General features: G+C 66.5%; 25 protein-coding genes. 15 read left to right on the top strand and 10 right to left on the bottom strand.

The genetic code is table 11. The features are described from left to right. Positions 1 to 72: 72 nt before the first annotated feature. Positions 73 to 2,577 (top strand): discoidin domain-containing protein, encoded by a 2,505-nt coding sequence (locus ACFCV3_RS10510; RefSeq protein ID WP_376028448.1) that lies wholly within the window; start codon positions 73 to 75, stop codon positions 2,575 to 2,577. Here the strand turns inward: ACFCV3_RS10510 and ACFCV3_RS10505 are convergent. Both ACFCV3_RS10505 and ACFCV3_RS10500 read right to left on the bottom strand, forming a co-directional pair. Next, on the bottom strand, positions 2,574 to 3,881 hold the full coding sequence (locus tag ACFCV3_RS10505; protein WP_376028445.1) for a phytase: 1,308 nt from the start codon (positions 3,879 to 3,881) through the stop codon (positions 2,574 to 2,576). The two genes, ACFCV3_RS10510 and ACFCV3_RS10505, sit on opposite strands and share 4 nt — an antisense overlap. A 100-nt stretch (positions 3,882 to 3,981) precedes the next feature. Beyond that, positions 3,982 to 4,647 carry a DUF4097 family beta strand repeat-containing protein gene (locus tag ACFCV3_RS10500; RefSeq protein ID WP_376028443.1) on the bottom strand — a complete coding sequence of 222 codons (666 nt, stop codon included), beginning with the start codon at positions 4,645 to 4,647 and terminating at the stop codon, positions 3,982 to 3,984. A gap of 179 nt (positions 4,648 to 4,826) precedes the next feature. On the opposite strand from ACFCV3_RS10500, the gene ACFCV3_RS10495 reads away from it, so the two are divergent. Both ACFCV3_RS10495 and ACFCV3_RS10490 read left to right on the top strand, forming a co-directional pair. Further along, positions 4,827 to 5,543 (top strand): HNH endonuclease family protein, encoded by a 717-nt coding sequence (locus ACFCV3_RS10495; RefSeq protein ID WP_376028440.1) that lies wholly within the window; start codon positions 4,827 to 4,829, stop codon positions 5,541 to 5,543. Positions 5,544 to 5,617: 74 nt separating this feature from the next. Then, positions 5,618 to 7,783 carry a discoidin domain-containing protein gene (locus ACFCV3_RS10490; RefSeq protein WP_376028437.1) on the top strand — a complete coding sequence of 722 codons (2,166 nt, stop codon included), beginning with the start codon at positions 5,618 to 5,620 and terminating at the stop codon, positions 7,781 to 7,783. Here ACFCV3_RS10490 and ACFCV3_RS10485 read toward each other — a convergent pair. Continuing rightward, a complete protein-coding gene (locus ACFCV3_RS10485) occupies positions 7,755 to 8,672 on the bottom strand; it encodes a helix-turn-helix domain-containing protein (protein ID WP_376028435.1) in 918 nt (305 codons plus the stop codon). The two genes, ACFCV3_RS10490 and ACFCV3_RS10485, sit on opposite strands and share 29 nt — an antisense overlap. Before the next feature lie 78 nt (positions 8,673 to 8,750). Here ACFCV3_RS10485 and ACFCV3_RS10480 point away from each other — a divergent pair, with 78 nt between their 5' ends. From ACFCV3_RS10480 to ACFCV3_RS10460, 5 genes are read left to right on the top strand one after another with little or no spacing between them, the layout of a single operon-like run. Then, the gene (locus ACFCV3_RS10480; protein WP_376028433.1) at positions 8,751 to 10,073 is read left to right on the top strand and encodes a glycoside hydrolase family 36 protein; all 1,323 of its coding nucleotides are present in this window, start codon (positions 8,751 to 8,753) and stop codon (positions 10,071 to 10,073) included. Beyond that, positions 10,066 to 10,977: a carbohydrate ABC transporter permease gene (locus tag ACFCV3_RS10475; protein ID WP_376028430.1), complete on the top strand. Its 912-nt coding sequence runs from the start codon at positions 10,066 to 10,068 to the stop codon at positions 10,975 to 10,977. Before ACFCV3_RS10480 ends, ACFCV3_RS10475 begins: the two co-directional genes overlap by 8 nt. 10 nt (positions 10,978 to 10,987) lie before the next feature. Continuing rightward, the gene (locus tag ACFCV3_RS10470) at positions 10,988 to 11,800 is read left to right on the top strand and encodes a carbohydrate ABC transporter permease (protein ID WP_376028429.1); all 813 of its coding nucleotides are present in this window, start codon (positions 10,988 to 10,990) and stop codon (positions 11,798 to 11,800) included. 11 nt (positions 11,801 to 11,811) lie between these two features. After that, positions 11,812 to 13,092 carry an ABC transporter substrate-binding protein gene (locus ACFCV3_RS10465; protein ID WP_376028427.1) on the top strand — a complete coding sequence of 427 codons (1,281 nt, stop codon included), beginning with the start codon at positions 11,812 to 11,814 and terminating at the stop codon, positions 13,090 to 13,092. Then, positions 13,089 to 13,997 carry a phytanoyl-CoA dioxygenase family protein gene (locus ACFCV3_RS10460; RefSeq protein ID WP_376028424.1) on the top strand — a complete coding sequence of 303 codons (909 nt, stop codon included), beginning with the start codon at positions 13,089 to 13,091 and terminating at the stop codon, positions 13,995 to 13,997. The genes ACFCV3_RS10465 and ACFCV3_RS10460 overlap by 4 nt, the downstream gene beginning before the upstream one ends. 41 nt (positions 13,998 to 14,038) lie before the next feature. On the opposite strand, the gene ACFCV3_RS10455 is transcribed toward ACFCV3_RS10460, so the two are convergent. Next, entirely contained in the window at positions 14,039 to 14,386 is a 348-nt protein-coding gene (locus tag ACFCV3_RS10455) for a MerR family transcriptional regulator (RefSeq protein ID WP_376028422.1), read from the bottom strand. A 655-nt stretch (positions 14,387 to 15,041) separates the two neighbouring features. On the opposite strand from ACFCV3_RS10455, the gene ACFCV3_RS10450 reads away from it, so the two are divergent. Both ACFCV3_RS10450 and ACFCV3_RS10445 read left to right on the top strand, forming a co-directional pair. Continuing rightward, entirely contained in the window at positions 15,042 to 15,485 is a 444-nt protein-coding gene (locus tag ACFCV3_RS10450) for a hypothetical protein (protein ID WP_376028420.1), read from the top strand. 152 nt (positions 15,486 to 15,637) lie between these two features. Further along, positions 15,638 to 16,144, top strand: coding sequence for a DoxX family protein (locus ACFCV3_RS10445; RefSeq protein WP_376028418.1), 507 nt, complete (start codon positions 15,638 to 15,640; stop codon positions 16,142 to 16,144). 65 nt (positions 16,145 to 16,209) lie between these two features. Here the strand turns inward: ACFCV3_RS10445 and ACFCV3_RS10440 are convergent, their stop codons facing one another. Then, complete coding sequence (locus tag ACFCV3_RS10440; protein WP_376028417.1) at positions 16,210 to 16,971, bottom strand: SDR family oxidoreductase; 762 nt, start codon at positions 16,969 to 16,971, stop codon at positions 16,210 to 16,212. A gap of 163 nt (positions 16,972 to 17,134) precedes the next feature. Between ACFCV3_RS10440 and ACFCV3_RS10435 the strand changes: the two genes are divergently transcribed. Beyond that, positions 17,135 to 17,977: a helix-turn-helix transcriptional regulator gene (locus ACFCV3_RS10435; RefSeq protein WP_376028416.1), complete on the top strand. Its 843-nt coding sequence runs from the start codon at positions 17,135 to 17,137 to the stop codon at positions 17,975 to 17,977. Here ACFCV3_RS10435 and ACFCV3_RS10430 read toward each other — a convergent pair. Then, positions 17,945 to 18,538, bottom strand: coding sequence for a TetR/AcrR family transcriptional regulator (locus ACFCV3_RS10430; RefSeq protein ID WP_376028414.1), 594 nt, complete (start codon positions 18,536 to 18,538; stop codon positions 17,945 to 17,947). The genes ACFCV3_RS10435 and ACFCV3_RS10430 overlap by 33 nt on opposite strands. Before the next feature lie 86 nt (positions 18,539 to 18,624). Between ACFCV3_RS10430 and ACFCV3_RS10425 the strand changes: the two genes are divergently transcribed. Next, the gene (locus tag ACFCV3_RS10425) at positions 18,625 to 20,001 is read left to right on the top strand and encodes an MFS transporter (RefSeq protein ID WP_376028411.1); all 1,377 of its coding nucleotides are present in this window, start codon (positions 18,625 to 18,627) and stop codon (positions 19,999 to 20,001) included. 45 nt (positions 20,002 to 20,046) lie between these two features. Then, positions 20,047 to 21,351, top strand: a complete 1,305-nt coding sequence (locus tag ACFCV3_RS10420; protein ID WP_376028408.1) for a hypothetical protein — start codon at positions 20,047 to 20,049, stop codon at positions 21,349 to 21,351. On the opposite strand, the gene ACFCV3_RS10415 is transcribed toward ACFCV3_RS10420, so the two are convergent. Beyond that, the gene (locus ACFCV3_RS10415) at positions 21,348 to 21,827 is read right to left on the bottom strand and encodes a hypothetical protein (protein WP_376028405.1); all 480 of its coding nucleotides are present in this window, start codon (positions 21,825 to 21,827) and stop codon (positions 21,348 to 21,350) included. The two genes, ACFCV3_RS10420 and ACFCV3_RS10415, sit on opposite strands and share 4 nt — an antisense overlap. A 48-nt stretch (positions 21,828 to 21,875) precedes the next feature. After that, positions 21,876 to 22,754 carry a S41 family peptidase gene (locus ACFCV3_RS10410; RefSeq protein WP_376028402.1) on the bottom strand — a complete coding sequence of 293 codons (879 nt, stop codon included), beginning with the start codon at positions 22,752 to 22,754 and terminating at the stop codon, positions 21,876 to 21,878. A 56-nt stretch (positions 22,755 to 22,810) separates the two neighbouring features. Here ACFCV3_RS10410 and ACFCV3_RS10405 point away from each other — a divergent pair, with 56 nt between their 5' ends. Next, positions 22,811 to 23,326, top strand: coding sequence for an ArsR/SmtB family transcription factor (locus ACFCV3_RS10405; RefSeq protein ID WP_376028400.1), 516 nt, complete (start codon positions 22,811 to 22,813; stop codon positions 23,324 to 23,326). Here ACFCV3_RS10405 and ACFCV3_RS10400 read toward each other — a convergent pair. Together ACFCV3_RS10400 and ACFCV3_RS10395 are read right to left on the bottom strand one after the other, a co-directional pair. Further along, positions 23,314 to 23,724, bottom strand: coding sequence for a DUF4345 domain-containing protein (locus ACFCV3_RS10400; RefSeq protein ID WP_376028398.1), 411 nt, complete (start codon positions 23,722 to 23,724; stop codon positions 23,314 to 23,316). The two genes, ACFCV3_RS10405 and ACFCV3_RS10400, sit on opposite strands and share 13 nt — an antisense overlap. Before the next feature lie 15 nt (positions 23,725 to 23,739). Next, entirely contained in the window at positions 23,740 to 24,369 is a 630-nt protein-coding gene (locus ACFCV3_RS10395; RefSeq protein ID WP_376028396.1) for an RBBP9/YdeN family alpha/beta hydrolase, read from the bottom strand. A gap of 17 nt (positions 24,370 to 24,386) precedes the next feature. Between ACFCV3_RS10395 and ACFCV3_RS10390 the strand changes: the two genes are divergently transcribed. Further along, positions 24,387 to 24,812, top strand: coding sequence for an Lrp/AsnC family transcriptional regulator (locus tag ACFCV3_RS10390; protein ID WP_376028394.1), 426 nt, complete (start codon positions 24,387 to 24,389; stop codon positions 24,810 to 24,812). Positions 24,813 to 24,910 lie beyond the last annotated feature (98 nt).

The following is a 24,910-nucleotide window of genomic DNA, read 5'->3' as shown; positions in this document are numbered from 1 at the left end:
GGCGGAAACGCTTACCGCTGCGGAACTGTCGTGTGATCGTTGAGAGCCTGCCCAGCTCTCGAGGAGACAGTGATGATCCGTGCTTCCCGATCAACGTGGCGCCGCGCCGTGTCCGGGCTGCTCGCAGCAGCCCTGGGTACGGCGCTCGCCGTGGTGGCCGCGCCGACGGCCGAAGCCGCGACCGTCACGATCTCGGCCGACTACCGCAGCGATGCCGGCCCCTTCGACAAGGCGAAGATCCTGAACGCCAACGAGGGCGGCTATCTGACGCACAACAGCCTGAACTGGCTGCCCGAGGCGTATGACCCGTTCAAGGAAGCCGGGCTCCAGCTCGTCACGATCACCCACCTGCTCAACGAGAACTTCTACAACATCGTCTCGGGCACCGGCCCGAACTTCAGCTACGACTACACCAAGCTCGACCGGGTGATCCAGCCACTGCTGGACAAAGGGCTGACCCCGATGATGGGCCTGGCCTTCACCCCGGAGGTTCTCGGTGGCGCGACCAAGGCCCAGGGATTCAGCAACGCCATACCGAACAACAACGAGTACTGGAAGCTGATCGTCCAGAACCTCGTTCAGCACTACAAGGACAAGGGCCACACCGGCTGGTACTGGGAAGTGTGGAACGAACCCAACCTGGGCACCTCTTTCTGGAACGGCACCCAGGCTCAGTACAACGCGCTGTACAAGGCGACGGCCGAAGGCGTCAGAGCCGCTGATCCGAGCGCGAAGATCGGCGGACCGGCCACAGCCCAGCCCACAGGGGCCTTCATCCGGGACTTCACGAATTACCTCGGGCAGAACCCTTCGGTGCCCCTCGACTACCTCAGCTTTCACGAGTACGGCGAGTCCTTCGACCTGACCCAGGCTGAGGCGGACCTGGCCCGCAACGGGCGCGCCGGCACCCCGATCTTCATCACCGAGTGGCACGCGTCGCCGAACATGACTCAGGGACCGGGCGCGATGTCCGACACCAACGTGATGGCCACCTACGCCGCCTGGAAGATGTCGCACGCGCTGACGAAACCAGGACTGAGCAAGATCTTCCATTTCGCCCCGAAGGAAGGGCTCACCCCGACCAAGCTGTTCAACGGTGACCTTGGGCTCCTGACCGTCGACAACCACCGCAAGGCCGTCTTCAACACGTACAAACTGTTCAACAGCCTCGGTCCCACCCGGTTGTCCACGAACCTGTCAGGTGCCGGAACCGCCACCGGGCAGGTCGGCGCCATCACCACGAAGGACCCCGGCAGCAAGTCCGTCGCGCTGCTGATGTGGAACCACCAGAACACCTCCACCGACGTCTCGGTCAACCTCAGCAACCTGCCGTACGCGGCCGACGGGAAGAACATCCGGGTGACGCAGTACGTCATCGACGCGCACCACGGCAACTACTACGCCGACTTCGCCGCGGGCATCCGAGGCTGGGACGTCGGTCCGAGCGAAAACCTGCGCCCGCAGGAGAGCAAAGTCGTGCCAGGTTCGTCGACCTTCGCCCGCACCTTCGTCCCCGCCCCGAACGCCCTGGTCGCCTACGTGCTCGAACCCACCTCGGATGCCGTCACCGACGCAGCACAGGTCGGCCCGACCCCGATCGCGGTCGGCTCGCGCAACCTGGCGCAGGGCAGGCCGGTGAGCACCAGCTCCTCCATCGAGGCCTGGTCATGGTCGAAGGCTGCACTGACCGACGGACTGAACCACAGCTTCTCGAAGGTCGACGCCGCACCCGCTGCCAGCGGCTGGTCCAGCGACCCCCACACCACCTCGGCTGCGACAGAGTCGGCGTACGTCGACTTGGGCTCCTCCCTCGATGTCGACCGAGTGGTGCTCTGGCCCCGTGACGACAAGGAGTGCGAGGGCTACGGATTCCCCAAGGACTTCGCCCTCCAGGGCACCGACAATCCTGCAGGGACGTGGACCGACTTGGCCGCCCCGGTGGCGAACTACAACAACGGCCAGCCGCTCCCACCTGGAGCCGGCGCCCAAACCTTCGCCGTGACCGGGAAGTACCGCTACGTCCGGGTCATCGCGACGAGCCTGCAGCCCGCCTGTGCCGGCGACGGAGTCCCCAAGCACTTCCAGCTGGCCGAACTCCAGGTGTACGGCGGCGCGAACATGGCCGCCGGCGCCACCGTGACCGCATCCAGCGCACTGGAGGACTGGGGCTGGTCGACGCGGCATCTCACCGACGGCCAGGAGACCAGTGATGGACCTGCGTACGGCTACTCGAGCGCGTGGGGCCGCACCGACGACCCGGATGTGACGGTGCGGCTGACACTCCCCTCGACCAAGACCATCAGCAGGATCGACCTCTTCCCCCGAACCGACGCCGGCAACGAGGGCAAGGGATTCCCGATCGACTTCTCCGTCCGGGTCGCCAACGACGCCAACTGCACGACCTGGTCCACAGTCGTCGCCCGCGGCAACTACTGGAACCCCGGCCGCTTCACCCAGACCTTCGGCTTCGCTCCCCGCGCCACCCGCTGCGTCGAAATCGAGGCCACCCGCTTGTACCGCTTCACCGATTCCGGCTTCCACCTCTTCCAGCTCGGCGAGGTCAAGCTCTACAACTAGTCGTCAAGTCCGGTTTCGTCGGCGACGTCGTCCCAACTGACGAACTTGAAGTTCGTGTTGGCCCGCGGCTCGCCGTCGTCACCGATCACGTCCGGGGTGTTGGCGCCGTCCTGTACGACGAGGAGTCCGTCCGGGTACGCACTTCCGAAGGAGGCACTCGACACCATGGCACCGTCACATTCCTCGGAACCGTCGATCGTGGTCTTGGCCGCGATCCTGAAGTTGGTCACGAAGCGATTGGACCCCTCACGGTCGTAGGCGACGAAGGTGTTGTCGCCTTGGCTGGAGGCGAGCAGGTAGCCCTCACCGGCACCGTCGTCGAAGATCGTCAGGCCCTCGACGTCCGCGCTGACGTGAGTGCCGCCGTACCCAGGATCTGCCCCGGCAACGCACTCGTCGGTCTCCGAGTCATAGCTGCCGGGGATACCGAACTCGCGGACCTTGTCCACCAACGCCGACGTCCCGGTGAGGTTGGCGTTCAGCTTCCAGATGCCGACATCCTCCTGCCCCGCGTAGAGCTTGCCGGTGTGCGGGTCGACGACCATGCCTTCGACCTGAGGCGTCGACCCCGGCTCGTCGCAGGGCGCCCACCGTGTCCCGTTGGGCAGTGTGAAAGTGGCGGGCAAGCTATAGCTCCGCACGGCCGTATAGGTGATGGCCGTACCGACCACCTTCAGTTCGACAAGCTTGAGGGTGGTGTTGTTCCGACGGCTGGCGATGGCGTAGTGCTTGCCGGTCGCCCTGTCGGTGTAAGCGGCCAGGCCGTAAGCCGTGTTCTGGTCCTCGACCTCAGCCTCGGTCGCCGAGAAGACACGGGGCACCGACTGCGCCGTGATGTCAGTCAGGGGCGCTGCAGCATTCTTCGGATTGATGCGGTACGTCCGGATCCGGTCGCGTCCCCGGTCGGACACGACCGCAACATCAGCCCTGCCATCGGCGAACTGCACACCGGACAGCAGGTCGACGTTATTGAACCGGCCGCTCTCGAGCCCCGGCGCCGGCGGAGCAGGCACCGGCAAGGCCTGAACCTGGACACCGGCCAGGTTGTAGACCTTCAGACCGCCCTCTTTGGCCGTGGTGATCACCAGACTCTTCGACGGGTGCGCAGCGTTGCGCCAGATCGCCGGGTCATCCGCGTCGGCGTTCCCACCCGCGTCGTCGTCGAACTGAGCCGGTGTCTCGGTGACGGCGTGGACCGATGCGATGGTCGTCTTCGCACCGGCCGGAAGACCGATCGCCGCGGTGGCGACCAGACCGAGGCCGGCACCGAGAACCACCGGCAGCCGCAAGGAGCGTCGGGACATTGGCACGGGTACCTCCAGAGCTAGGCAGTGCAGATGAATGCGCGCTGGACCCTAGACCTCCAAAGCAGACAACAGGAGTCCTACTCTCGTCGAGGTGGTGTCAGAGGCTGCGGGCGCTGATGTCGCCGTGCGCGGTGGTCGCGTGGATGGTGAGCTCCGGCGTACCGTCGGTGTTCTTGAGCGAGTTCTCGATCCGGCCGTAGGTGGTGCCGGCGTCGAGGCTGGCAGAGACACCGTGCGCGGCCTGCACCGACAGATCCCCGGACTGCGTCTGTACGACGACGTGGCCGCGGACCGCCTCGCCGATCCGGATGTCACCCTTGCTGGTCGTGATCTCCGCGGCACCGTTGAGGCGGCCGACCGAGATGTCACCGGCGAGCGCCGTCAAGCGCACCCCGGCGGCCTCGTCGACGACGACCTCGCCGTACGCGCCGTCGAAGGTGATGTCGCCGAGGCGTCCGTCGGTCCGGAACCCGGCAGCAGCCGCCTTCGCCTCGACCGTCGAATCAACCGGAAGCTGAACGGTGACCTCGATGGACCCCGAACTGCCGAAGATCCGGTTCTTCGCGACGGCCTCGATCCGCAGTACGCCGTCGGCGTACTCGACCGTGGTCTGCTCGGCGACCTCGACATCGCGCCCCTTGGAAGCGTTCGCGGGCCGAACGTCGACGACCGTGTCGGTCCGCTCCGTGGCAACGAACCGGACCTGACCGGCCGGGATGTCAACGACGGCGGTGATCGGAGCGGAGGTGTCGAACTGGTACATGCTGGTCTCCTGAAGGTTCTTGTGCTGATGGATGCGATCGGCAACCGATCACAAGAACCACGATGACCGGGCGTACTGACACCGCGCGGACACCGACCTGACACGGCTTCCCTCGATAGCTGTCAGGGGCCCGGCGATCCTCTGATCCATAACCGGTGTGAGCAGGTACTGTCCGGCCGGTGACTCGCCGCCTGCTCGCCGTCCTGTGCCTTGCCCCCGCCGTACTGACGGGATGCACCTTCCCCTTGGCCGGGGCCGATCCGGGCCCGACGACCAGTCCGTCGCGGCCATCCGCGCCGACATCGAGCACTTCGCCGGGGACGGGCAAAGCGATCGCGGCCGCGCTGCGCCAGGTGCGCGTGCTCGGGCAGCGTCCCGAGGTGCCCGGCTATCGACGCGATCAGTTCGGCCGTGCGTGGACCGACGATCACTCCGGGCTCGGCGGACACAACGGCTGCGACACCCGCAACGACGTCCTGGCAGCACAGCTGCAGGAACCCAAGTACCGCGGCAAGTCCCGCTGCGTCGTGATCGCCGGCACCCTGCTCGCCGACCCGTACACCGGCAAACGCCTCGCGTTCCGCAAGGCGAAGGCCTCCGAGATTCAGATCGACCACATCTACCCACTGTCACGCGCCTGGGACATGGGCGCCTCCAGCTGGCCGGCGCAACGCCGCGTCGACTTCGCCAACGACGAAGCCACGAACCTGATCGCCGTCGACGGCCCAGCCAACGCATCCAAGGGCGACTCCGGCCCCGGCGAATGGCTCCCGATCAACCGCAACTACCGCTGCACCTATGCCCTGCGCTACCTACAGGTCGCCCACAAGTGGTCCCTCCCCATCACCACCGCCGACCGCAACTCCGTCAAATCCATCACCCACCTCTGCCCCTAGCACAGCCGGATCATGCAGGAACTCAGCAACCTTGGCGATGTCGGCCGGCTGCGTTGCGTCGTTAGGTTGCGGCCATGTTCAGACTCAGCGCCGTCATCGCCCTGGCGACCACCCTGCTGACCGCCTCGCTCGCAGTACCGACGCAGGCGGCCGCCGCGCCCATCCCGGTGCAGGTCCTCAGCCTCACCGACCTGCACGGCTACCTGTCCGAGACCGAGAACCTGACCATCGCCGGCCCCGCGGGTACCCTTCCCGTCGGCGGAGCGGCGTACCTGAAGGCGCATCTCGACAAGCTGCGGGCCGGGAAACCGAACAGCTTCCTGATCGGGTCCGGCGACCAGTTCAGCGGGTGGCCCGACTACACCCAGGGGTTCGCGAACGAGCCGACGATCGAGGTACTGAACGAGTTCGGGCTCGACTTCGACGTGGCCGGCAATCACGAGTTCGACCGCGAACTGCCGTTCCTGCAGCGGATGATGTCGGGAGCCTGTTACGGCAAGGCGGGCTTCGACACCTGCTTCACCGACTCCCGGGGCCGGGCGTTCCACGGCACCGACTACTCGTACCACGCGGCAAACGTCGTCGCCGCCAAAACACAGCGGCCGGTGCTCCCGCCGTACTGGATTGCGCAGGCGGGCACGGCGCGCGTCGGGTTCATCGGACTCGGGTTCCCCGGTACGCCGACCGAGACGTTGTCGATCGAGCAGTCGGGGCTGGAGTTCCAGGGGCTGGTCGACGCGGCGAACCGGGCGGCGGCCGAGCTCAAGGCACAGGGTGTGAACGCGATCGTGGTCAGCATGCACGAGGGCGGCCAGCAGGGCGGACTGTTCAACGACTGCAAGAACCCGGTCGGCCCGATCTTCGACGCCGCCCGGACGATGTCCCCCGAGATCGACGTGATCCTCGGCGGGCACTGGCACACGGCGTTCAACTGCATGGTTCCTGACCCGTACGGCGTTCCGCGGCCGGTGCTCGAGGCCTCCAATCACGGGCGGGTCCTCGGCGAGATCAAGCTGGCGCTCGATCCCGCGAGCGGCGAGGTGATCCGCTCGGCGACGACGGCCACGAATCACGCCGTCACCAAGGACGTCGTACCCGACCCTGCAGTCCAGAAGATCGTGAAGTACTGGATGGACAAGTGGGCGGTCCGGCAGCGGCAGCCGCTGGCCGAGCTCGATCGCGACCTCGACTTCTCCAGGACCGCCGAGAGTCGGACCGGCAACCTGGTCGCGGATCTCTACCGATCGGAGGCTGCTCACCCGGCGGACGGCGGCGCCGACTTCGCCTTGGTACCGGCCGATCTGGGGGTCGATGTGATCGCGGCCGGTCTCAAGGCCGGGACGGTCTCCTTCGGTGCCGCCTGGCCGGTGGCCGGGATCTCGCCGATCACGACGCTCGCACTCAAGGGATCGGTCGTGGAGCAGATCCTCGAACAGCAATGGATTCCACCGGCGTACGGATGCTCGCGGTTGTCGTCGCTCGCGGTCTCCGATCAGGTCCGCTACACCTACGATCTCGGCAAGCCGGTGGGTGATCGGGTCGATCCGGCGAAGGTGCTGATCCGCGGCAAGCGGCTGAAACTCGACAAGACCTACCGGGTGGCGACCAGTGCGGCGATGCCGTTGCACGGTGCGCAGTACGGATATCCGGGGTTCCAGCAGTTCACAGAGCTGAACCGGGCACCGCGCATGGGCCAGGAGGTCTTCCTGAACCATTTGCGGAGAAGGCAGTCGATCACAGCGCCTGCACTCGGCCGGGTGACAGCGATCCCGGGTACGCCGCCGCCCGTGGACGGGCCGTTCGGGCCGCTAAAGCTGCTGCCCCAGCAGGAGATGAAGGCAACGGCGACCAGTCAGGGGTCGGCCACCAACAATCCCGCGGCGGCACTCGACGGCAGTTGTACGACGATGTGGCACTCGAACTGGAGCCCGCACGCACCGCTACCGCAGTACATCACTCTCGATCTCGGCCGGAGCCGTTCGCTCGAGGCGCTCGTCTACACTCCGCGTCAGGACGCCTCACCGAACGGCCGGATCTTCCGGTACGACGTCCAGGTGAGTGCCGACGGCATCGACTACCAATCGGTTGCCACCGGCAACTGGGACGACACCAAGCCGGCGAAGATCGCCCGCTTCCCCGCCGGTACGACGGGTCGCTACGTCCGGCTGATCGGCCTCGAAGGTGGCGCGGACTATGCGGCGGCAACCGAGCTCAATATTGCTCTAGCTCCGGGCTCCTGACCTTGTCACGGTACTTCGTCGGCGGCAGACCGAAACGCTGACCGAACTGCCGGCTGAAGTAGTGCGGTGACTCGAACCCCACCGCACGAGCGATCTGTACGACGGACATGTCGGTCGCGCCGAGCAGTTCGGAGGCACGCTGGAGCCGGAGCCCGACGACGACGTTCATGATCGAGTCGCCCACCTGTTCCTTGAACAGGTGGGCAAGCCTCGAGACCGACACCTGCGCGAGGCCGGCGAGGCTGGTCAGCGTGTACGGGCGGGCGGGGTCGGAGGTGACCGCGTCCAGCACCAGTTGCACTCGTGGGTCGAGGTGGCGAGTGTCTCTGCGGAGGCTGCTGGTGGCGACCAGCAACACCTCCTCGATGCCGTTCATCGTCAACTGGACGGCGAGATTTTTCTCCAGCAGGTGCAGCTCGGTGTCGCCGGTGGGTGACAGGCCGGCGAGCTGGGCGTCGCGATGGAGGCGGGCGAAGGCGGACACCAGCCGGTCGGTTTCCGACGGCCGGGTCAGCCGGACGTAGGACAGGCCAGGCATTGCCTGCGGCAACGACCACCAGGCGTGCCACTCGCGGCGCGGCTGGAAATGCGCCCACCAGGTCTCCCAGTAGGTGCCGACGGTCCCGTAGTCGTGCTCGGTGCCGGGGCTGACCAGAACAAGGTCGCCGTGCCGGAGCGTCAGCTTGTCGCCGGCGATCTGGAAATGACCGGTGCCACCGGCGGTGTAGAGCAGATACCAACTGCCGACGCCGTCCGGCCGGAGCACGCGATAGTCACCGCCACTGTGGAAGTGGCCGGTCACCAGCTTGCTCGGCGGCGGGATCTCGCTGTAGAGCTCGATCAGCACCTGGGTAGCAAGATCGTGCTCTAAATCAGCAGGCTCTGTCATGGTGCTCCCTTCCTGCGGCTCCCTAGATTACTCACACAGCAGCAAGATCCTGTATCCCCAGTGAAGCGAGGATCCCCCGTGGGTTTCATCCCCGTCACCGAGCTCACCCGCGACGCCACTACCCGTGTTTTCGAACACGGCTGGCAGTCCTGGAGCCCCAGCGGCTGGTACCCGCTGGACGCGCGACCACCGCGCCCGACCGCACCCAATCACCACGTGATGGCCTACCGGCCCGGAGTGACCGCGCAGAGTTTCCAGGGCGAGGGTCTGCTGGCTGTTGCTACTGGCAACGAGGTGACTGTGTTCAGCGCCTACTCGCCGGATCAGGTGCCGTCGATCCGCTGTGAGGTGCGGGGAGATGTCGTGGCGGTGTCTGCTGACGGTGAGGTGCAGGTCAGCTCCGGCACGTACGAGAATGCGAATCAGGCTTTGGCCGACTGGGCCGACGGATTCGCTCGCGGGTCCGCACAGCACGCCGTACGGGTGTTCGGGCCGTCGTGGTGCAGTTGGTACGCGTACTGGGGCAAGGTCACCGAGCGCGATGTGATGTCCGAGGTGCGGCAGTTCGACAAGCAGGATCTCAGTGTCGACCTGGTGCTGCTCGACGAGGGCTACCAAGTGGAGATCGGCGACTGGCTGACCCCGCGTGAGGACTTCGGCTCGACCGTCCGGCTGGCCGCCGACATCCGCTCCGGCGGTCGACGAGCCGGCATCTGGGTCGCTCCGTTCCTCGTCGGCAGCAAGAGCGAGACCGCCCGCCGGCATCCCGAGTGGCTCGTCCCGGGCATCACCGCCGGTACCAATTGGGGCCAAGAGCAACTAGTGCTCGACGTCACCCACCCGGGCGCGGCCCGGCACCTGCAGGACGTGTTCACCGAACTCTGCCGCCAGGGCTACGACCACTTCAAACTCGACTTCCTGTACGCCGGTGCCATCGAAGGCGACCGTCATGAGCAGCTCGACGGCATCGCCGCCTACCGCCACGGCCTGCGTCTCCTCCGGGAAGCGGTCGGCCCCAACCGCATCCTGCACGGCTGCGGCGCCCCGATCCTGCCCAGCCTCGGTCTGGTGGACTGCATGCGAATCTCCCCTGACACCGACCCGCTGGTCGACCCGCCGTCCGGTGACATCTCCCAACCCGGCCAGCGCGGCGCCCGCTCCACCTCGATCGCCCGCGAGTTCCTGCACGGCCGGTGGTGGGCCAACGATTCCGACTGCCTGATCGTGCGACCCGACGTACAGGCTCGTGAGGAGTGGGCCGCGCACATCGAGAACGCCCCCGGGTTGCGGATGTCCAGCGACCCGATCGGCGACCTCGACCAGTGGGGCCTCGCTCGGACCCGGGAGTTGCTCACCCCGAGCTCGCCCCGGCCGCACCCGCTGCGGAATCCCGATGCTTAGGCCTGCACCCCGGCGTACCCGCCGCGTCCAGCGACAGCGGCAGACCCTGGCCGGCTATGCGTTGCTCGCGCCGAGCATGATCGGCGTCCTCGGCTTCCTGCTCGCGCCGGTACTGATCGTGATCGTGCTCAGTCTCTTCGACTGGAAGTTGCTCTCCACCCCCGAGTTCATCGGCCTCGCCAACTACCGCGAGCTGCTCAGCGATGACGACGTCTGGCACTCGTTCCTTGTCACCCTGTACTACGTCCTGATCTGCGTGCCCGGCACCACGATCCTGTCGCTGCTGCTCGCACTGCTGGTCAACCGCAAACTCCGCGGCATGAAGTACTTCCGCGCCCTCCTGGTGATCCCGTGGATGGCAACACCGGTGGCGATGGGCCTGGTCTGGACCTGGATCTTCGACCCGGGCCGCGGTGCGCTGAACCAGTTCCTCGGTCTCTTCGGAGTCGACGGCCCGGCCTGGCTGTCGTCTCCGCTGCTGGCGATGCCGAGCGTCGCGGCCGTGCACATCTGGCAGTTCGCCGGCTACAACATGCTGTTCTTCCTGGCCGGGCTGCAGAACATCCCGGCCTCGTTGCGGGAGGCATCGTCCCTGGACGGCGCGTCTCCCGTCGCGCACTTCTTCGCCGTCACCCTGCCGCTGCTCCGGCCGACCATGCTGTTCGTGCTGATCACCAACGTGATCGGCTCCTTCCAGGCCTTCGACACGATCTTCGTGATGACCGAGGGCGGCCCCGGCGACAGCACCGAGGTGGCGACGTACCTGATCTACGACGAGGCGTTCCGCAAGTTCGACTTCGGCTACGCCTCGACGATCTCCGTTCTGCTGTTCGCGGTGATCCTGGTCGTCACGATCTCCCAGTTCGTCTACTTCGAGCGTCGCACGACGTACGACTTCTCCTGAGGTGGTGCCGATGTCGAGATACCGGATCCTGCCGTACGGCGTACTGGTGGCCGGCTGTCTGTTCGCGATCTTTCCCTACTACCTGACGTTGCTGACCGCATTCAAGGGCCCTGGGCAACTATTCGGTACGGCGCCCTGGGAGCCAGGGGTGCCACCCAGTACGGCGGCCTTCGACCGGTTGTTCGCCTCGGGGTTCGGTGGGTATCTGGTCAACACCGTCGCGGTCACCGTGGGCATCACGGTCGGGCAGCTGGTGTTCGCCGTACTGGCTGCTTATGCCTTCGCCCGCTTGTCGTTCCCGGGCCGGGACGTCCTGTTCTGGGTCTACCTGTCGACTTTGATGGTGCCGCCGGTGGTGACGATGATCCCGCTCTACCTGATGATGCAGAAGCTCGGGCTGGTGGACACCTGGGCCGGGCTGATCCTGCCGACCGTGCTCGGAACGCCGTACGCGATCTTCCTGTTACGCCAGTTCTTCCGGACCATCCCGGCCGATCTGGAGGACGCCGCCCGGATCGACGGCGCGGGACGGGTACGGACCTTGCTCTCGATCGTGCTGCCGTTGTCCAAGCCGATCCTGGTCACCGTCACCACGCTGGCGGTGGTCGCCAACTGGAACAGCTTCCTCTGGCCGCTCATCATCACCAGCAGCGAGGACAAACGGCTGCTCTCGGTCGGGATCGCCTTGTTCAAGAGCGAGATCGGCGTCGACTACAACGCGGTGATGGCCGGCAGCCTGATCGCGCTGGCGCCGCTGCTGGTGCTGTTCATCTTCTTCCAGCGCTTCATCGTCCGCTCGGTCGCCGTCACCGGGCTCAAGTAGGAGGTTCCACCATGCCCAATCCTTTGTCCCGACGGACTCTTCTGCTGGGCGCTGCCGGTCTCGCCGGTCTGACCGCTTGCGGCTCATCCACCGACAAGGCAAGCAGCGGCGGCGGCAAAACCGAGCTCGTCTATCGCCTCTGGGACGAGCAGCAGGAGGTCGGCTACAAAGCGGTCTTCGCTGCCTTCACCGCCGAGAATCCGGACATCACCGTCCGGATGGAGGTGCTGCCCTGGGACCAGTACTGGACCAAGCTCACCACTGAACTGGCCGGCGGCAAGGCGCCCGACGTCTTCTGGCTGACGGTCGAGAACTTCCCCGATCTGGCCGGCAAGGGTGTGCTCGCACCACTCGACGACGTGATCGCCAAGGCCGGGCTCAAGCTCGACTCGTACCACCCGAATGTCGTCCAGTCGTACAAGTTCGAGGACAAGCAGCTCGGTCTGCCGAAGGACCTCGGGGTGGTGGGCCTGCTCTACAACAAGACGCTGGTGGCCAAGGCCGGGATCACCATGCCCGATCAGCTCACCTGGGCCCCCGACGGCTCGGGCAACTTCCTGGAGATCGCCCGCAAGCTGACCGTCGGCGACAAGCAGTGGGGCTTCTGTTCCTGGAACCACAGCCAGACCCAGTGGCTGAACTGGATCGCGTCCAACGGCGGCAAGGCGATGGACAAGCCGTACGGCACCTTCGACTTCGCCGGACCGAAGTCGGTCGAGGCCCTGCAATGGGCCCGCGACCTGATCTTCAAGTGGCGGGTCTCCCCCGACGGCACCCGGACCAACCCACCGACCGGGCAGGCCACCGAGATGTTCTACCGCGGCGAGGTGGCGATGTTCCCGGCCAACAACGCGCTGCTGCCGTTCGCGTTGCCCGAGGTGAAGTTCCCGATCGGCGTCGCTGCACTGCCGGCCGGCCCGTCCGGGCGCACAGTGGTGATCAACGGGCTGGCCGAGGTGATGTTCGCCAGAACCAAGCACCCCGAGGAGGCCGGGAAGCTGATCGCGTTCCTCGGTTCGGAGAAGGCGCAGAAGCTGATGGGCGACGCGGGGTACGTCATCCCGGCGCTCAACGACGCGGGCGCGGGCTACGCGGCGTACTGGAAGCAGAAAGGCATCGACGTGCAGCCGTTCATCGACTCCGCGGCCGGCAACACGGTGAACATGCCGATCGCCGAAGGCTGGACCGCGAAGGTTGCCGAGATCAACAAAGCGATGAACGACGTCTACCTGGACAAGGCTGCCGTGGCCGGCATCGCCACCACCCTGGACAAGATCGGAAACGAGAAATGAAAGAGCTGCTCGACTCGACTCCCGCCGCCGACGATCCTTCGGTACTGCGCGAGCGCCTGGCCGGCGACGGCTACCTGTTCTTCCGCGGTCTGTTGCCGGCCGCGGTGATCGATGACGTCCGTCGGCAGATCGCCCAGATCCTTGCTGATAGCCATTGGTTGGCTCCCGGGTCCGCGCCCGACGAACTGCGCGCTTCGGGTCGTGCGGTGGAGGAGGGGTCGGCGGGCTTCTTCGGCGCTTACACCGCGATCCAGAGCACGGAGGCGTTTCATGCGTTGGCCGTGCGGCCGGAGTTGCTGGCGCTGGCAGAGCGGTTGCTCGGGGAGCCCGCGTTTGCGCACCCAGCACACATCTGCCGCATCGCACCGCCGTCGCCCGGGGCCAATCCGACGCCGATCCATCAGGACTACCGCTTCATCCAGGGTTGCATCGACACGTTGACAACCTGGCTACCGCTGAGCGCCGCGCCACCGGAGATCGGTGGGCTCCGGGTGTTCGCGGGGTCGCCACGGCTCGGCGTACTGCCGGTGAAGGCATCCGACGGGCCGGGGATGATGCGGGCCGAGGCCGATGAGGATCACCCCGAGTGGCGGACGACGTCGTACCAGCCAGGTGACGTGCTGCTGTTCAGCAGCCTGACCGTGCACGGCGCGATGCCGAACAAGACCGACCAGCTGCGACTGTCGGCCGACTTCAGATACCAGGCAGTCAGCTCGCCGATGGCAGTAGACGCGCTCGGCACGGGCAAGCCGCACTACCACCCGGACGTCCCGGACTTCCCAACCCTGACCCGCGGCTGGACCTCAACCGCGAGCATCGAGATCCCCGCCGGCGTCACCTACGTAGACCGCTTCGATCCGCGCCTGGACGCCGTACCAACGCCCCCTTCGCGCTTCGCCTACTAGACAAGACGGCCGCGCATGGGTCCACGTCTCACCAGCAACCGTCAGGGCTGCTTGTTGCGCTCCTCGTTGATCCGGAGGGCTTCGGCCAGCTGGTCTTCCAGGATGATGATCCGGCAGGCCGCGTCCAGCGCCATCCCTTGGTCGACCAGTTCGCGGGCGCGGGCGGCCAGGCGCAACTGGTAGCGCGAGTAGCGGCGGTGACCGCCCTCGGAGCGTTGCGGCGTGATCAGCTTCGCTTCGTCGAGACTGCGCAGGAACCCCGGCGTGGTGCCCAGCATCTCCGCGGCCCGGCCCATCGTGAAGGCGGGGTAGTCATCGTCGTCGAAATGGGCCTGTCCGGCCGTCGGGTGTGAACTCAACAAAGTCTCCGTGTGCATGTCTGGGGTCATCGAACCTCCGTGCCGAAGGGCCCCGGTGCCGAAGCACCGGGGCCCAAGGGGTAGTTGGATTGTCACCATCTACCGGCCGTGAGGCCGGCCTTGCATGTCCACAGCGCGCCACGTGAAGGCCGTCGCTGCAGGGATCGCTGAATGCGTAACCGAAGACCACCTTCCCATCCGATGGAACTGCGGCACCCGCCCGGCGAAGTACTGGCACTGGCGGGCGATCCGACGGTGTAATCCCTTCCCTTCTCTCTCGAACTACAACTTCCAACTGCAACTACGAGTACGGAACTGCAACTACCTACTGCAACTACAGAACTGCTCACTGCAACTTCTTACTGCAACTTCAACTTCTCACTACGAACTGCTACTTCAACTACGAACTGCTACTTCGTTGCGTCAAGCCTGGAACCCCGATCGACCACCGGCTCCACAGACTCTGACCTTGGCGCGAATCCCGAGCCCTTCCACTGATCGGCCCGGCGGAGTCCGCCGTCGTACCTACTACACAATCGCACTCTTGGACAGAACGTTAGCTGTCCACCTCAGCTTCGCTGTTCTTCTCTGTCAACGAGAAGAACACTACACACCCCAGCCACGAATGTCTAATCCCGCCACCACAGATATTCACCCCGGGCCGATGGAGAGATATACCTAGACGATGGAGCGGGAGACCGTCGACACCGGGTTGGTCGTCGTGATCGTGCTACTCGGTCTGCTGGTGCTGGGATCGCTCGCCCTGCTGCCCAAGCTGTGGCGATCGCAGGCCGACATCCAGCGCGCGGAGGCGACCAGGGCGTGGCCGTTCAGCGAAGCGTTCCGGGCCGGGTTCCTGCGCTCGATCCCGGCCGCGGTGCTGGCCCTGCTGATGCTCGAACTCGGACTGATCGCGGGGTTCTTCGCCCAGTACCTCACCGGCGACGGGAGCCGATTGGCTGACCGGCTCACGGTCTACTTCGGTACGGCGTTCGTCGTGATGCTGCTGGTCGACCTGAGCGTGACGCTGTTCAACCGGCCCAAGTTCATCGTGCCACCGGATGCGCGCAGCGAGCCCGGCGCGGTGCGGCTGTGGTGGTCGAGCCGGAAGCGCCGCCGGGCCAGGTAACCGTGGGTTGTCTGTATACCCCGCGGCGACTAGGTGATGACCCTGATCGGTACCGCAGTGGGGGTACAGCGGGTGCAGCCGCTGAGGCGACGCGGTGGGCGGGTGGTCACGGGCAGGCTGATGCTCACACCACAGCGACAGGAGAAACCACCATGAGCATCTCGCTCGACACCCGTCTGGTTCGTAGCGCGAACAGCACCCTCGGCTGGCTGAGCCGGCACAACGTCGACATCCTGCGGGTCAGCCTCGGGCTGATCTTCTTCGGCTTCGGCCTCCTCAAGTTCTTCCCCGGTGCGAGCCCGGCGGAGGCGCTGGTCACGCGAACCGTCGGCGCTCTCACCTTCGGCATGGTCGACGGACGCAACGCCGTACTGATGACGGCCGGGCTGGAGTGCTTCATCGGCCTCACCCTGATCACGGGCCTGCTGCTCCGTTCCGGCCTGCTCGTCCTCGCGGTGTCGCTCGGCGGCATCATGGCGCCGCTCGTGCTCTTCTTCAACGACCTGTTCCCCGGCGGAACGCCCACGATCGAGGGCCAGTACGTCCTCAAGGACATCGTGCTCGCAGCCGCCGCCTTGGTCATCGCCGCCCGCGCCTTCGGCCTGGACGGATCCCAGTACAAGCAGCCGTCCCGATCCGACCTGATCAAAGCCGCCTGACCCGCATGCGAGCCGGACCGAGCCCGGCGACCCACACAGCCGTGGGGTCGCCGGGCCTTGGGCGTTCAGCTGAGCTGGCCCGTCGGCATGACGGTGAGCTGTTGCAGGTTCACCCGTGCCGGGAGCGACGCGATAAACCCAACAGTCACAGCGATGTCGCCCGGGGTCAGCCACTCGAGTTGGGTCTTGGCGCCCTCCAGCCACTCGGAGATGCCGGGGTCGGTGACGTGACTCTGGAGTTCGGTGGTGGTGAAGCCGGGTTCGATCGCCGCCACGCGGACGTTCTTCGGGCCCAGGTCGGCGCGCATCTGCTTGGAGAGCTGGGTGACGTACGCCTTGCTGGCGCAGTACACGGCGAAGTTGGGATAGGGGTTCTGAGCGCCGATCGACGAGGTGTTGATCAGGTCGGCCACGCCGCGCTCGGCGCCGGCGCGAACCAACTGCGGGACGAAGGCGCCGATGACGTTCATCAAGCCGGCGATGTTGGTGTCGATCATCTGCTGCCACTGGCCGCTGGCGACTTCGTCGATCGGTGCCGGCAGCATCACTCCCGCGTTGTTGAAGAGCAGGTCAGCACCACCGAACTCGGCAGCCACCTGATCGGCGGCGGCCCGCACCGCGGCACCATCGGCCACGTCAGCGGCGATGGCGAGCGCCGTACCGCCGCCTTTCTCGATGCGGGCAACCAGATCAGTCAATCGATCGGCACGACGGGCCAGTACGGCGACGCGCGCGCCGAGGCCGGCCAGGTGTTCGGCTGTGGCTTCGCCGATACCGCTGGAGGCGCCGGTGATGACTGCGACGCGGCCGGTGAGGGGCTTGGACATGGAAACACCTTTCGGAGCTGGTAGTTGCGGCGTTCCTGCCGCCTTTCCAGAACACCAGGCCTGAGCGCTGTTTCGAGGCCCCGAACAAGGCCTGTCCAGGCAGGTACCAGCAGGGCCACCCAGGGCGCCGTACAGGTCGATCCGATGACCGACACTGGATTCCATGGACCGCAGTGCTGAGCTCTCCGACTTCCTGCGCTCCCGTCGCGCCCGGGTCACCCCTGACCAGGCGGGGATCGCCGACGACGGCCGCGTCCGCCGGGTGCCCGGCCTGCGTCGTGACGAGGTCAGCCGCCTGGCTGGCGTGAGTACGGAGTACTACACCCGGCTGGAGCAAGGGCGGGCCGGATCACCGTCACCGGAGGTCGTCGAGGCGCTCTGCCAGGCGCTCCGCCTCGACCTGGCAGAGCGAGAGCACCTCCGCGACCTGCTGGCCAGGCCGAGACCAGTTCGCCGTACGGCGATCTCCCCGCAGCGCGTGCGCCCGGGCCTGCACCTGCTGCTCCAGACACTGGACCAGGTCCCCGCATTCATCATCGGCCGGCGTACCGACGTACTGGCGTCCAACCGCCTCGCCCGAGCGGTCGTCACCGACTGGGAGGCGCTCCCGGTCCCACAGCGCAACCTGGCTCGGTACTACCTGCTGAACCCGGAGGCCCGTGAGCGCGTCGGCGACTGGGAACAGATCGCAGCCGAAACCGTCGCCATGCTCCGGCTGGACGCCGGTCGCTACCCGAACGACCGCAGACTGTCCGACCTGCTCGGCGAGCTGACGCTGCGGTCGCCCGAGTTCCCAGGGTGGTGGAACGAGCACCACGTCCTGATGCGCACCCACGGCACCAAGCGCTACCAGCACCCAGAGGTCGGCGAGCTCCACTTCTCCTACGAAGCACTCCACCTGCCCGACGACCCGGACCAGATGCTGTGCGTCTACAACGTCGAGCCCGGCTCCGCGACGGCCGACTCCCTGCGTCTACTGAGCAGCTGGAGCCTGACCAGCCAGTGAGGGCGGCGTGAAGGCGGACAGTGCGGTGGCGGCGATGTAGTCAGCGGCAACGTCGGGAGTCAACCGACCGGCGCTGATCTCATCGGCAGCGCTGTGCATGATGCTGTGCAGTACGCCGACGAGCCAGGTGGTCGGCAGGTCCGTCCGGAAGACACCTTCGGCGCGGCCGCGTTCGACCAGGCCCTCCACCCGCTCGACCGGGCCGGCGTGCAGCTCGCGGATCTTGCCGGGAGACAGGACGTCCTGAGCCGCGATCAGGAGTGACCTCGACTGGCTCACCAATTGCCAACTGGAGTCGATGAGCCGGGCGAGAGCTTCGCGGGGGTCGCCGGACAGATCGACTGCCTCGAGGCCGGCATGTCCGTCGGCGATGGCGCGGGTCATCGCTGCCTCGACGAGGTCGGCCCGGTTGGGGAAGTGGCCGTAAACGGTGACGCGTCCGACGCCGGCGGTCTTGGCGATCTCGCTGACGCTGGCCTCCGGATTCCGGCTCAGGGAGCGGATGGCCGCATCGAGGATCGCTTCGATACTGCGCTGCGCGTCGGCTCGTTTCGCCGTCATCGATTCCCCCTCTTGTCGTACACAGGTGTACGAGTTACGGTAACAGAACTAACTCATACACCACTGTACGAATTGGAGTTACCGCCATGACTACTGGCGAGACCGTGGCCGCGGACCCTCGGCGCTGGCGCCTGCTGGCGTTGCTGGGTGTCGCGCAGTTCATGCTGATCCTCGACGTGACCGTGGTCGCGATCGCGCTGCCGCACATCGGCACCGATCTGGGTCTGGCGCGCGACACCCTGACCTGGGTGGTCAGCGCCTACACCCTGATGTTCGGCGGACTGATGCTGCTGGGCGGCCGGGCAGCAGACCTGCTGGGCGCGCGCCGCGTCGTACTGACCGGACTGCTCGTCTTCACCGTTGCTTCCCTGGTCACCGGCCTGGCCGACAGCGCCGCGTTGGTGATCGGTGGCCGCGTGGCGCAGGGCATCGGAGCGGCAATGCTGTCACCGGCTGCCTTGTCGGTAGTGACCAAGACCTTCCATGGCGACGAACGCAACAAGGCGCTGGGCATCTGGTCGGCGCTGGGCGGCGGCGGCTCGGCGATCGGCGTACTGCTCGGTGGCCTACTGACCGCTGGCCCGGGCTGGCAATGGGTGTTCTACATCAACGTGCCGATCGGCATCATCGTGTTCGCCCTGCTGAGCCGCACGCTGCCACGCGACCTGCCGACCGGACCGCGGACTCGCCTCGATGTCCCCGGCGCGCTGCTGATCACCGCAGGAACCGGTACGGCGATCTACGCGCTGATCAACGCCGGCGACGCGGGCTGGCTGAGCGGCCGGACCCTGGGCACACTGGCGGCGGCAATCGTGCTGTACACGGTGTTCGCCGTCGTACAGCGCACTGTGAAGTCTCCGCTGATGGACCTGCGGATCCTGGCCCGCCGACCAGTTGCCGCAGGCACCTTTCTGATCCTGGTGGCGACCGCGTTGATGATCGCGGTGTTCTTCCTCGGATCGTTCTACCTGCAACACCACCAGGGGTACGGCGCACTGCGCACCGGTCTGCTGTTCCTGCCGGTCGCGGTGGCCACGATCCTCGGCGCACAAGCCGCCGGCCAGGCAATCGGTCGCACGGGCGCACGCACGGTCGCTGTCGTCGGTCTGCTGATCGCAGCCGCTGGTACGGCGATCGCCGCGATCTGGGCGGACCCAGCGACCGTGGTGATCGGCATCAGCATCGGCGCGGCCGGCATCGGCGCAGCCTTCGTCGCCTCGTCGGTCACCGCCCTCAGCCAGGTCGCGCACCACGAAGCCGGTACGGCGTCCGGGCTGCTGAGCACCTTCCACGAATTCGGAGCCGCCCTCGGCGTCGCCGTGGTGTCCAGCATCGCCGCAGCCAGCATCGCAGGCACCACCGGTGCCGGCTTCACCAACGGCTTCACCTTCGCCGCCATCACCGCCGCGGCAGCCGCATTGCTCGCACTACTGGTCGTTCCGGTAAGAAGCCTCAGGAACTGATCGTCGCCGGCGCGCATCTATCTATGCAACGGCGAGGAGACGACCATGGCAAAGACAGCGGACAATCTGACCAGCCAGGTGCTCCGCAGCTTGGGGGCGTGGCTTGGGACCGTCGCTGCGCTGGTCGGTGTGGTGACCTGGATCAGTGGCTGGCGCGGCGGCCACAGCCTGGTCACGCTCGGTCTACTCGTCGTCTTGGTCTTCGCCTCCGACTGGAAGGTTTCCCCCCATCTGGGGTTGGCGCTCGGGTACGTGCTGGTGGCCAATTGGAGCTTCGCGAGGTCCGATCTCGAGGAGGCCGGGAAGTACTACGCCAAGGCCGCGCGTCGCCTCCGGAAGGTCGTGCGGTACCGCGACAACGAGCTCTGGCGGCTGGCGACCGCGCACGATCAGCGGTGGCGTCTGCTCACCGTGCTCGACAGGCACGAAGATGCTCTGCCGGCCGCCCGCGAGGCCGCCGACGCCTGGCGGGCAGCGGTCGCGCACGACACAGCCCGAACGCCACAGCTGGCCGAGGCCCTCAACCGACTCGCCGTGACCCTCGGGCAACTCGACCGCGAAGCCGATGCAATCCCCATCACCGAAGAAGCGATCACCGTCAACCGGCAACAGGTCACGCTGCACGAGGGCCACCTCGCCCGCAACCTGGCCAACCTGGTGATCTCACTGAGCGACGGCGAGCACTGGGAACGCGCACTCCCACCCGCCGAGGAAGTCTGGACGATCCGCCGCCGCTTGGCCGTCTCCGATCCGAACCTACGTGACGAGGTCACCGACGACGCAGACCGCTTGAGGAGGGTCCTCTACCATCTGGACCGCCCCGCTGAGATCCTGCACGTCTCCGAATCCCTGGTCGACCACGAGCGTGCACTGGTCGCCGACGACCCGGACCGGCTACCGGCGTACGCGGAAGCTGTCCGCTGGCTCGGCACCAGCCTGGTGGACGTGGACCGCGTCCCAGAAGCCAAGACACGTTGGTACGAAGCGCTTGAACTGCTGCGGAGTTTCAGCGATAGCAACCCAGCCGCCCGACCCAGCTACGCGACAATGTGCGAACGGGTCGGTCACACCCTCGGTCCGCTCGGCGCCACCGACGAGACACTCGCCGTCATCCGCACCGGCCTCGCGATCCGCCGTACCCTCGCGGACGAGGACGACCAACACCACCAGGAACTGGTCCGAGCCCTGGCCGGCGCTGCTCTCAGACTCAGCTTCTGCGGCCAACCCGACCTAGCCCGACAGTTCGCAGCCGAAGGCCTTGCGCTCTATCGCCAGAACCCCGAGACCAGCGGCCCTCCGCAGGTACTGCAGGTGCTCGAGGAACATGCCGGAGAAGAGAGTGATGGCTAGCCGAGTGCAGAGAGCAGAATCATCAGCACAACGAAGGCGACGATCCCTCCCATCAGGCCCAGGAAGAAGCCGAGTCCGTTGCGCTTCACCTTGCTGTGGCCGATGCTCCCGGCATTGGCGAACTGGTGGTACGGCGCCGCATAGAACACCGGCACCGCCTGATTCGGCTGCACGGTGCAGTCGAGTCCGGCCATGCCGAAGCGGCGCATCCACTGGCAATGAACGTCGATGTGCAGCGGCCCGGCGAAGACCGGAATGTCGTTCCGGCCGTACTTCACCCGCACCGGGTGTCCGTTCAGATGCACAGTCGGCGGGATGAAGCTGCTCGTCATGACGCTGCCCTGGATGGTCAGATGCAGCATCCCCATCGGAGCCTGCGGCTGATACTGCTGCGGGGCCTGCGGCTGGAACTGCTGCGGCTGGAACTGCTGCGGAGCCTGCGGCTGGAACGGCGGCGGCTGCTGCGGGTAGCTCATGCCGCCTAACGATAGAGCGTCACCGCCATCACCCGCCGAGGTGATACCTCAGGCCTGGACTTTCGGGGTCCCGAGGCTGTTGAGCGCGTGCTCGAGAGCGGCCTCGGCCTGGCATTCGACGTCCGGGATCACACCGACCTGCTCCCAGTTGGTGCCAGTAACGGTGTTCACCGAACGGGCGATCGGCACGGTCAGCTCCAAGGTATCGGTCACCTCGAAGATCTCGCACGGATGTGCACCGCCGCCGGTTCGCTCGCCGATCACCGTCGCGCGGCCGTGGACCTGGAGGTTGTAGGCCAGCTCCTCGCATCCGGAGAAGGTGTTAGCGCTGGTCAGCACGCAGATGGGAACCGACAACGGCAGCCGTCCGGCGGCGGGGTTCGTCCAGAACTGCCGGACGCTGCCGTCGCGCGCGACGAGGTCCTGCAGGTGCACGGGCTCGTCGCCGAGGAGATAGCCGCAGATGAAAGCCACCGTCTCCGGGACGCCGCCACGACCGGCGCGCAGGTCGATGATCAACCGGTCGACGCCGGCCAGCAGTTCGAAGGCGGCGACGACGTACCGCTCGGCCATATGTACCGGCGACGTGTACGGCGCGATGGCCAGCAGGCCAGTGTTTTCGGCCAACCGCTCCACCCGGCTGATGCCGCCGGCATTGCGGACCGCCTCGGCCGCGTAATGCCGCTCCCAGTCGTCGGGACGGGACAGAGCGCCGTACTGGCGGTATCGCGCGCGGAGATGCCGGTCCTGGTTGACCGCCTGCAGACGCTCGGTCAGCCGGGCGGCGGTCTCGACCGGATCGGTGTCGACGGAGCCCGTGTCGACGTCGGCCAGCCCGGCCACGATGGCCTCGGCAACCTCGGGGAAGACGTAGTTCTCGCTGACCAGGGCGGCGATTCGTTCGTTCAAGTGCGGGGTAATCGTCATGTCCCCAGTCCAGCAGCGGCCTTGACAAAGCGACAACTGCTCTTGACGCTTGATTCGTGAATCCGCCAGAGCTCTTCGACGCCACCAGCGCAGCCCATGCCCGTGCCCTGTCCCATCCGACCCGGCACCGCTTGCTGCTAGAGCTCGGGGAGGGCGCGGCGACCGTCAGCCAGCTGACCAATCGCCTGATGATCAACAAGGGAAACGTCGCGCACCACCTGGCAGTGCTCGTCGAGGCCGGCCTCGTACACAAGGGATCCACGCGCACTGTGCGCGGCGGCACCGAGCAGTACTACGTTCGCCCGGCCAAGGCCATCAAGTTCGAGGGCGGACCGGACAATGCCGCGCTGTTCGCGATGATGAGCAACCTGGCCAACGAGATCGCCGGCGACAAGCAGGCACTGCTGAATCACCGGACCCTACGCCTGACCGAACACCAGGCCGCCGCACTGACCACACACCTCGACAAGCTCGTCCACGACCTCAAGCCGGCCAGCCCACCCGAGCAGCGCTTCGGCGTAGTGGTCAGCGTGTACCGCCACGGGCGCGCGGCGGTCAGTCAGTCGGTGTGACGCTCTTTGCTGCGGACGACGGCAGCGTGCCACAGCAGCACGACCGGCACGACAACCAACTCCAGCACCAGCGCGGCGCGGAACGCCGGGTGCGGCTTACCCACGCGGCGCGTCGAAATGATCCGCGGCACCCCACCCAAGGCAGCAGTCCCCAGCACGACCCGGGTCGCCGTCGCCCGTTCCTCCGGCCGCCGAATCGACCACCACAACACCAGCCCGGCCATGGTCCAAAACGTGTTCACAAACCGATACTCGTTGTCGACACTCGCCGTGGTCGCCCCACCGCCCGGCGCCCCTTTCGGACCCCCAAGGATGCCACTGAGCCCGCTAGCCACCGGAACCGCACCCAGCACACCCAACGTCGCCAACAACGCCTTACGCGACTTCGCCTCTGCCATACCCCCGAGCCTAGATCAGCGCACCAGGCCAGCCACGAAACTAGTCAGAAGCCGCTGACCAACAGGCCAGTCCTCGAGCTTGCTCGCGGAGTTGATGTGCCCCTGCGCACCCGCACTGACCAGGGGAACCTGCCATTCCCCGGCAATCCGACCGGCGGCCTCGAGCGCGCAGTACGGATCGTTCTCGCTCGCAACCAGCAGCGCGGGAACGCCGACCACAACCGGCTCCATAAAACTGGAGAGCAGCTCGGCGGGAAAGCTCTCGGCACGCTCGTCAGGCGGCGCAACGAGGAAGGCACCACGCACCCGCCGATCACCCCCAGACTCCAACCACTGAGCCACGGCAAAGCACCCAAGACTATGCGCCACCAGCACCACGTCACCCTCGCCCGCCCGAACGCACCGGTCGATGGCATCCACCCAGTCATCACGATCAGGATGCGACCACGACGCCGGTACGATACGTGTTGCCCCGGGCAACCAGTCCGCCTCCCAAACCGACTGCCGTGGTCGGCGTCCGACCCGTTCCAGCCCGGCACCATGACGTAACGCATACGCGGCCCCTCCTCGATCAGTGGAGCTGCCATCGTGACGGAATCCCTCGGCCGCACCCCGCGTTCTCGATGATTCCAAAGCAGTCGGCATCAGAAAGGACGATTCCATTGGACGCCACCGACCGCGAGATCCTCGCCATCCTCCAACAGGACGGCCGCCTCAGCGGCGCCGACATCGGCCGCCGAGTAAACCTCTCCCAGCCCGCCGTCTCCGCCAGAATCCAGCGACTAGAACGCCAGGGAGTAATCAAGGGCTACACAGCAATCGTCGACCCAGCCCAACTCGGCCTCAACATCCACGCCATCGTCAGACTCCGCACCACCCACGCCAGAATCCCCGAGGCCCTCAACCTCTTCACCGAACTGCCAGAAATAACAGCCGCCTACCGCCTAACCGGCGAAGACTGCTTCCTCCTCGACATCCACACCCCCAACGCCAGCACACTAACCCGCCTAGTCGACACCATCGGCCGCCTAGGCCCAGCCACCACCTCCCTAGTCCTAGACGAATACCAAAGGAAGCCCCTGCCCTAGCCCACCGGAAAGACCATCCCCGCGTGCTACGCACCACTCCTCCGTCGCGCCAGCTACGCGCGCACCCGCCCACCCTCAGTTCTCCTCCGGGCTACCGC

The organism is Kribbella sp. NPDC056345 (assembly GCF_042262745.1).
GTDB lineage: Bacteria > Actinomycetota > Actinomycetes > Propionibacteriales > Kribbellaceae > Kribbella.
The sequence above is the reverse complement of the archived record's forward strand: the minus strand, read 5'-3'. Positions and strand labels throughout refer to the sequence as shown.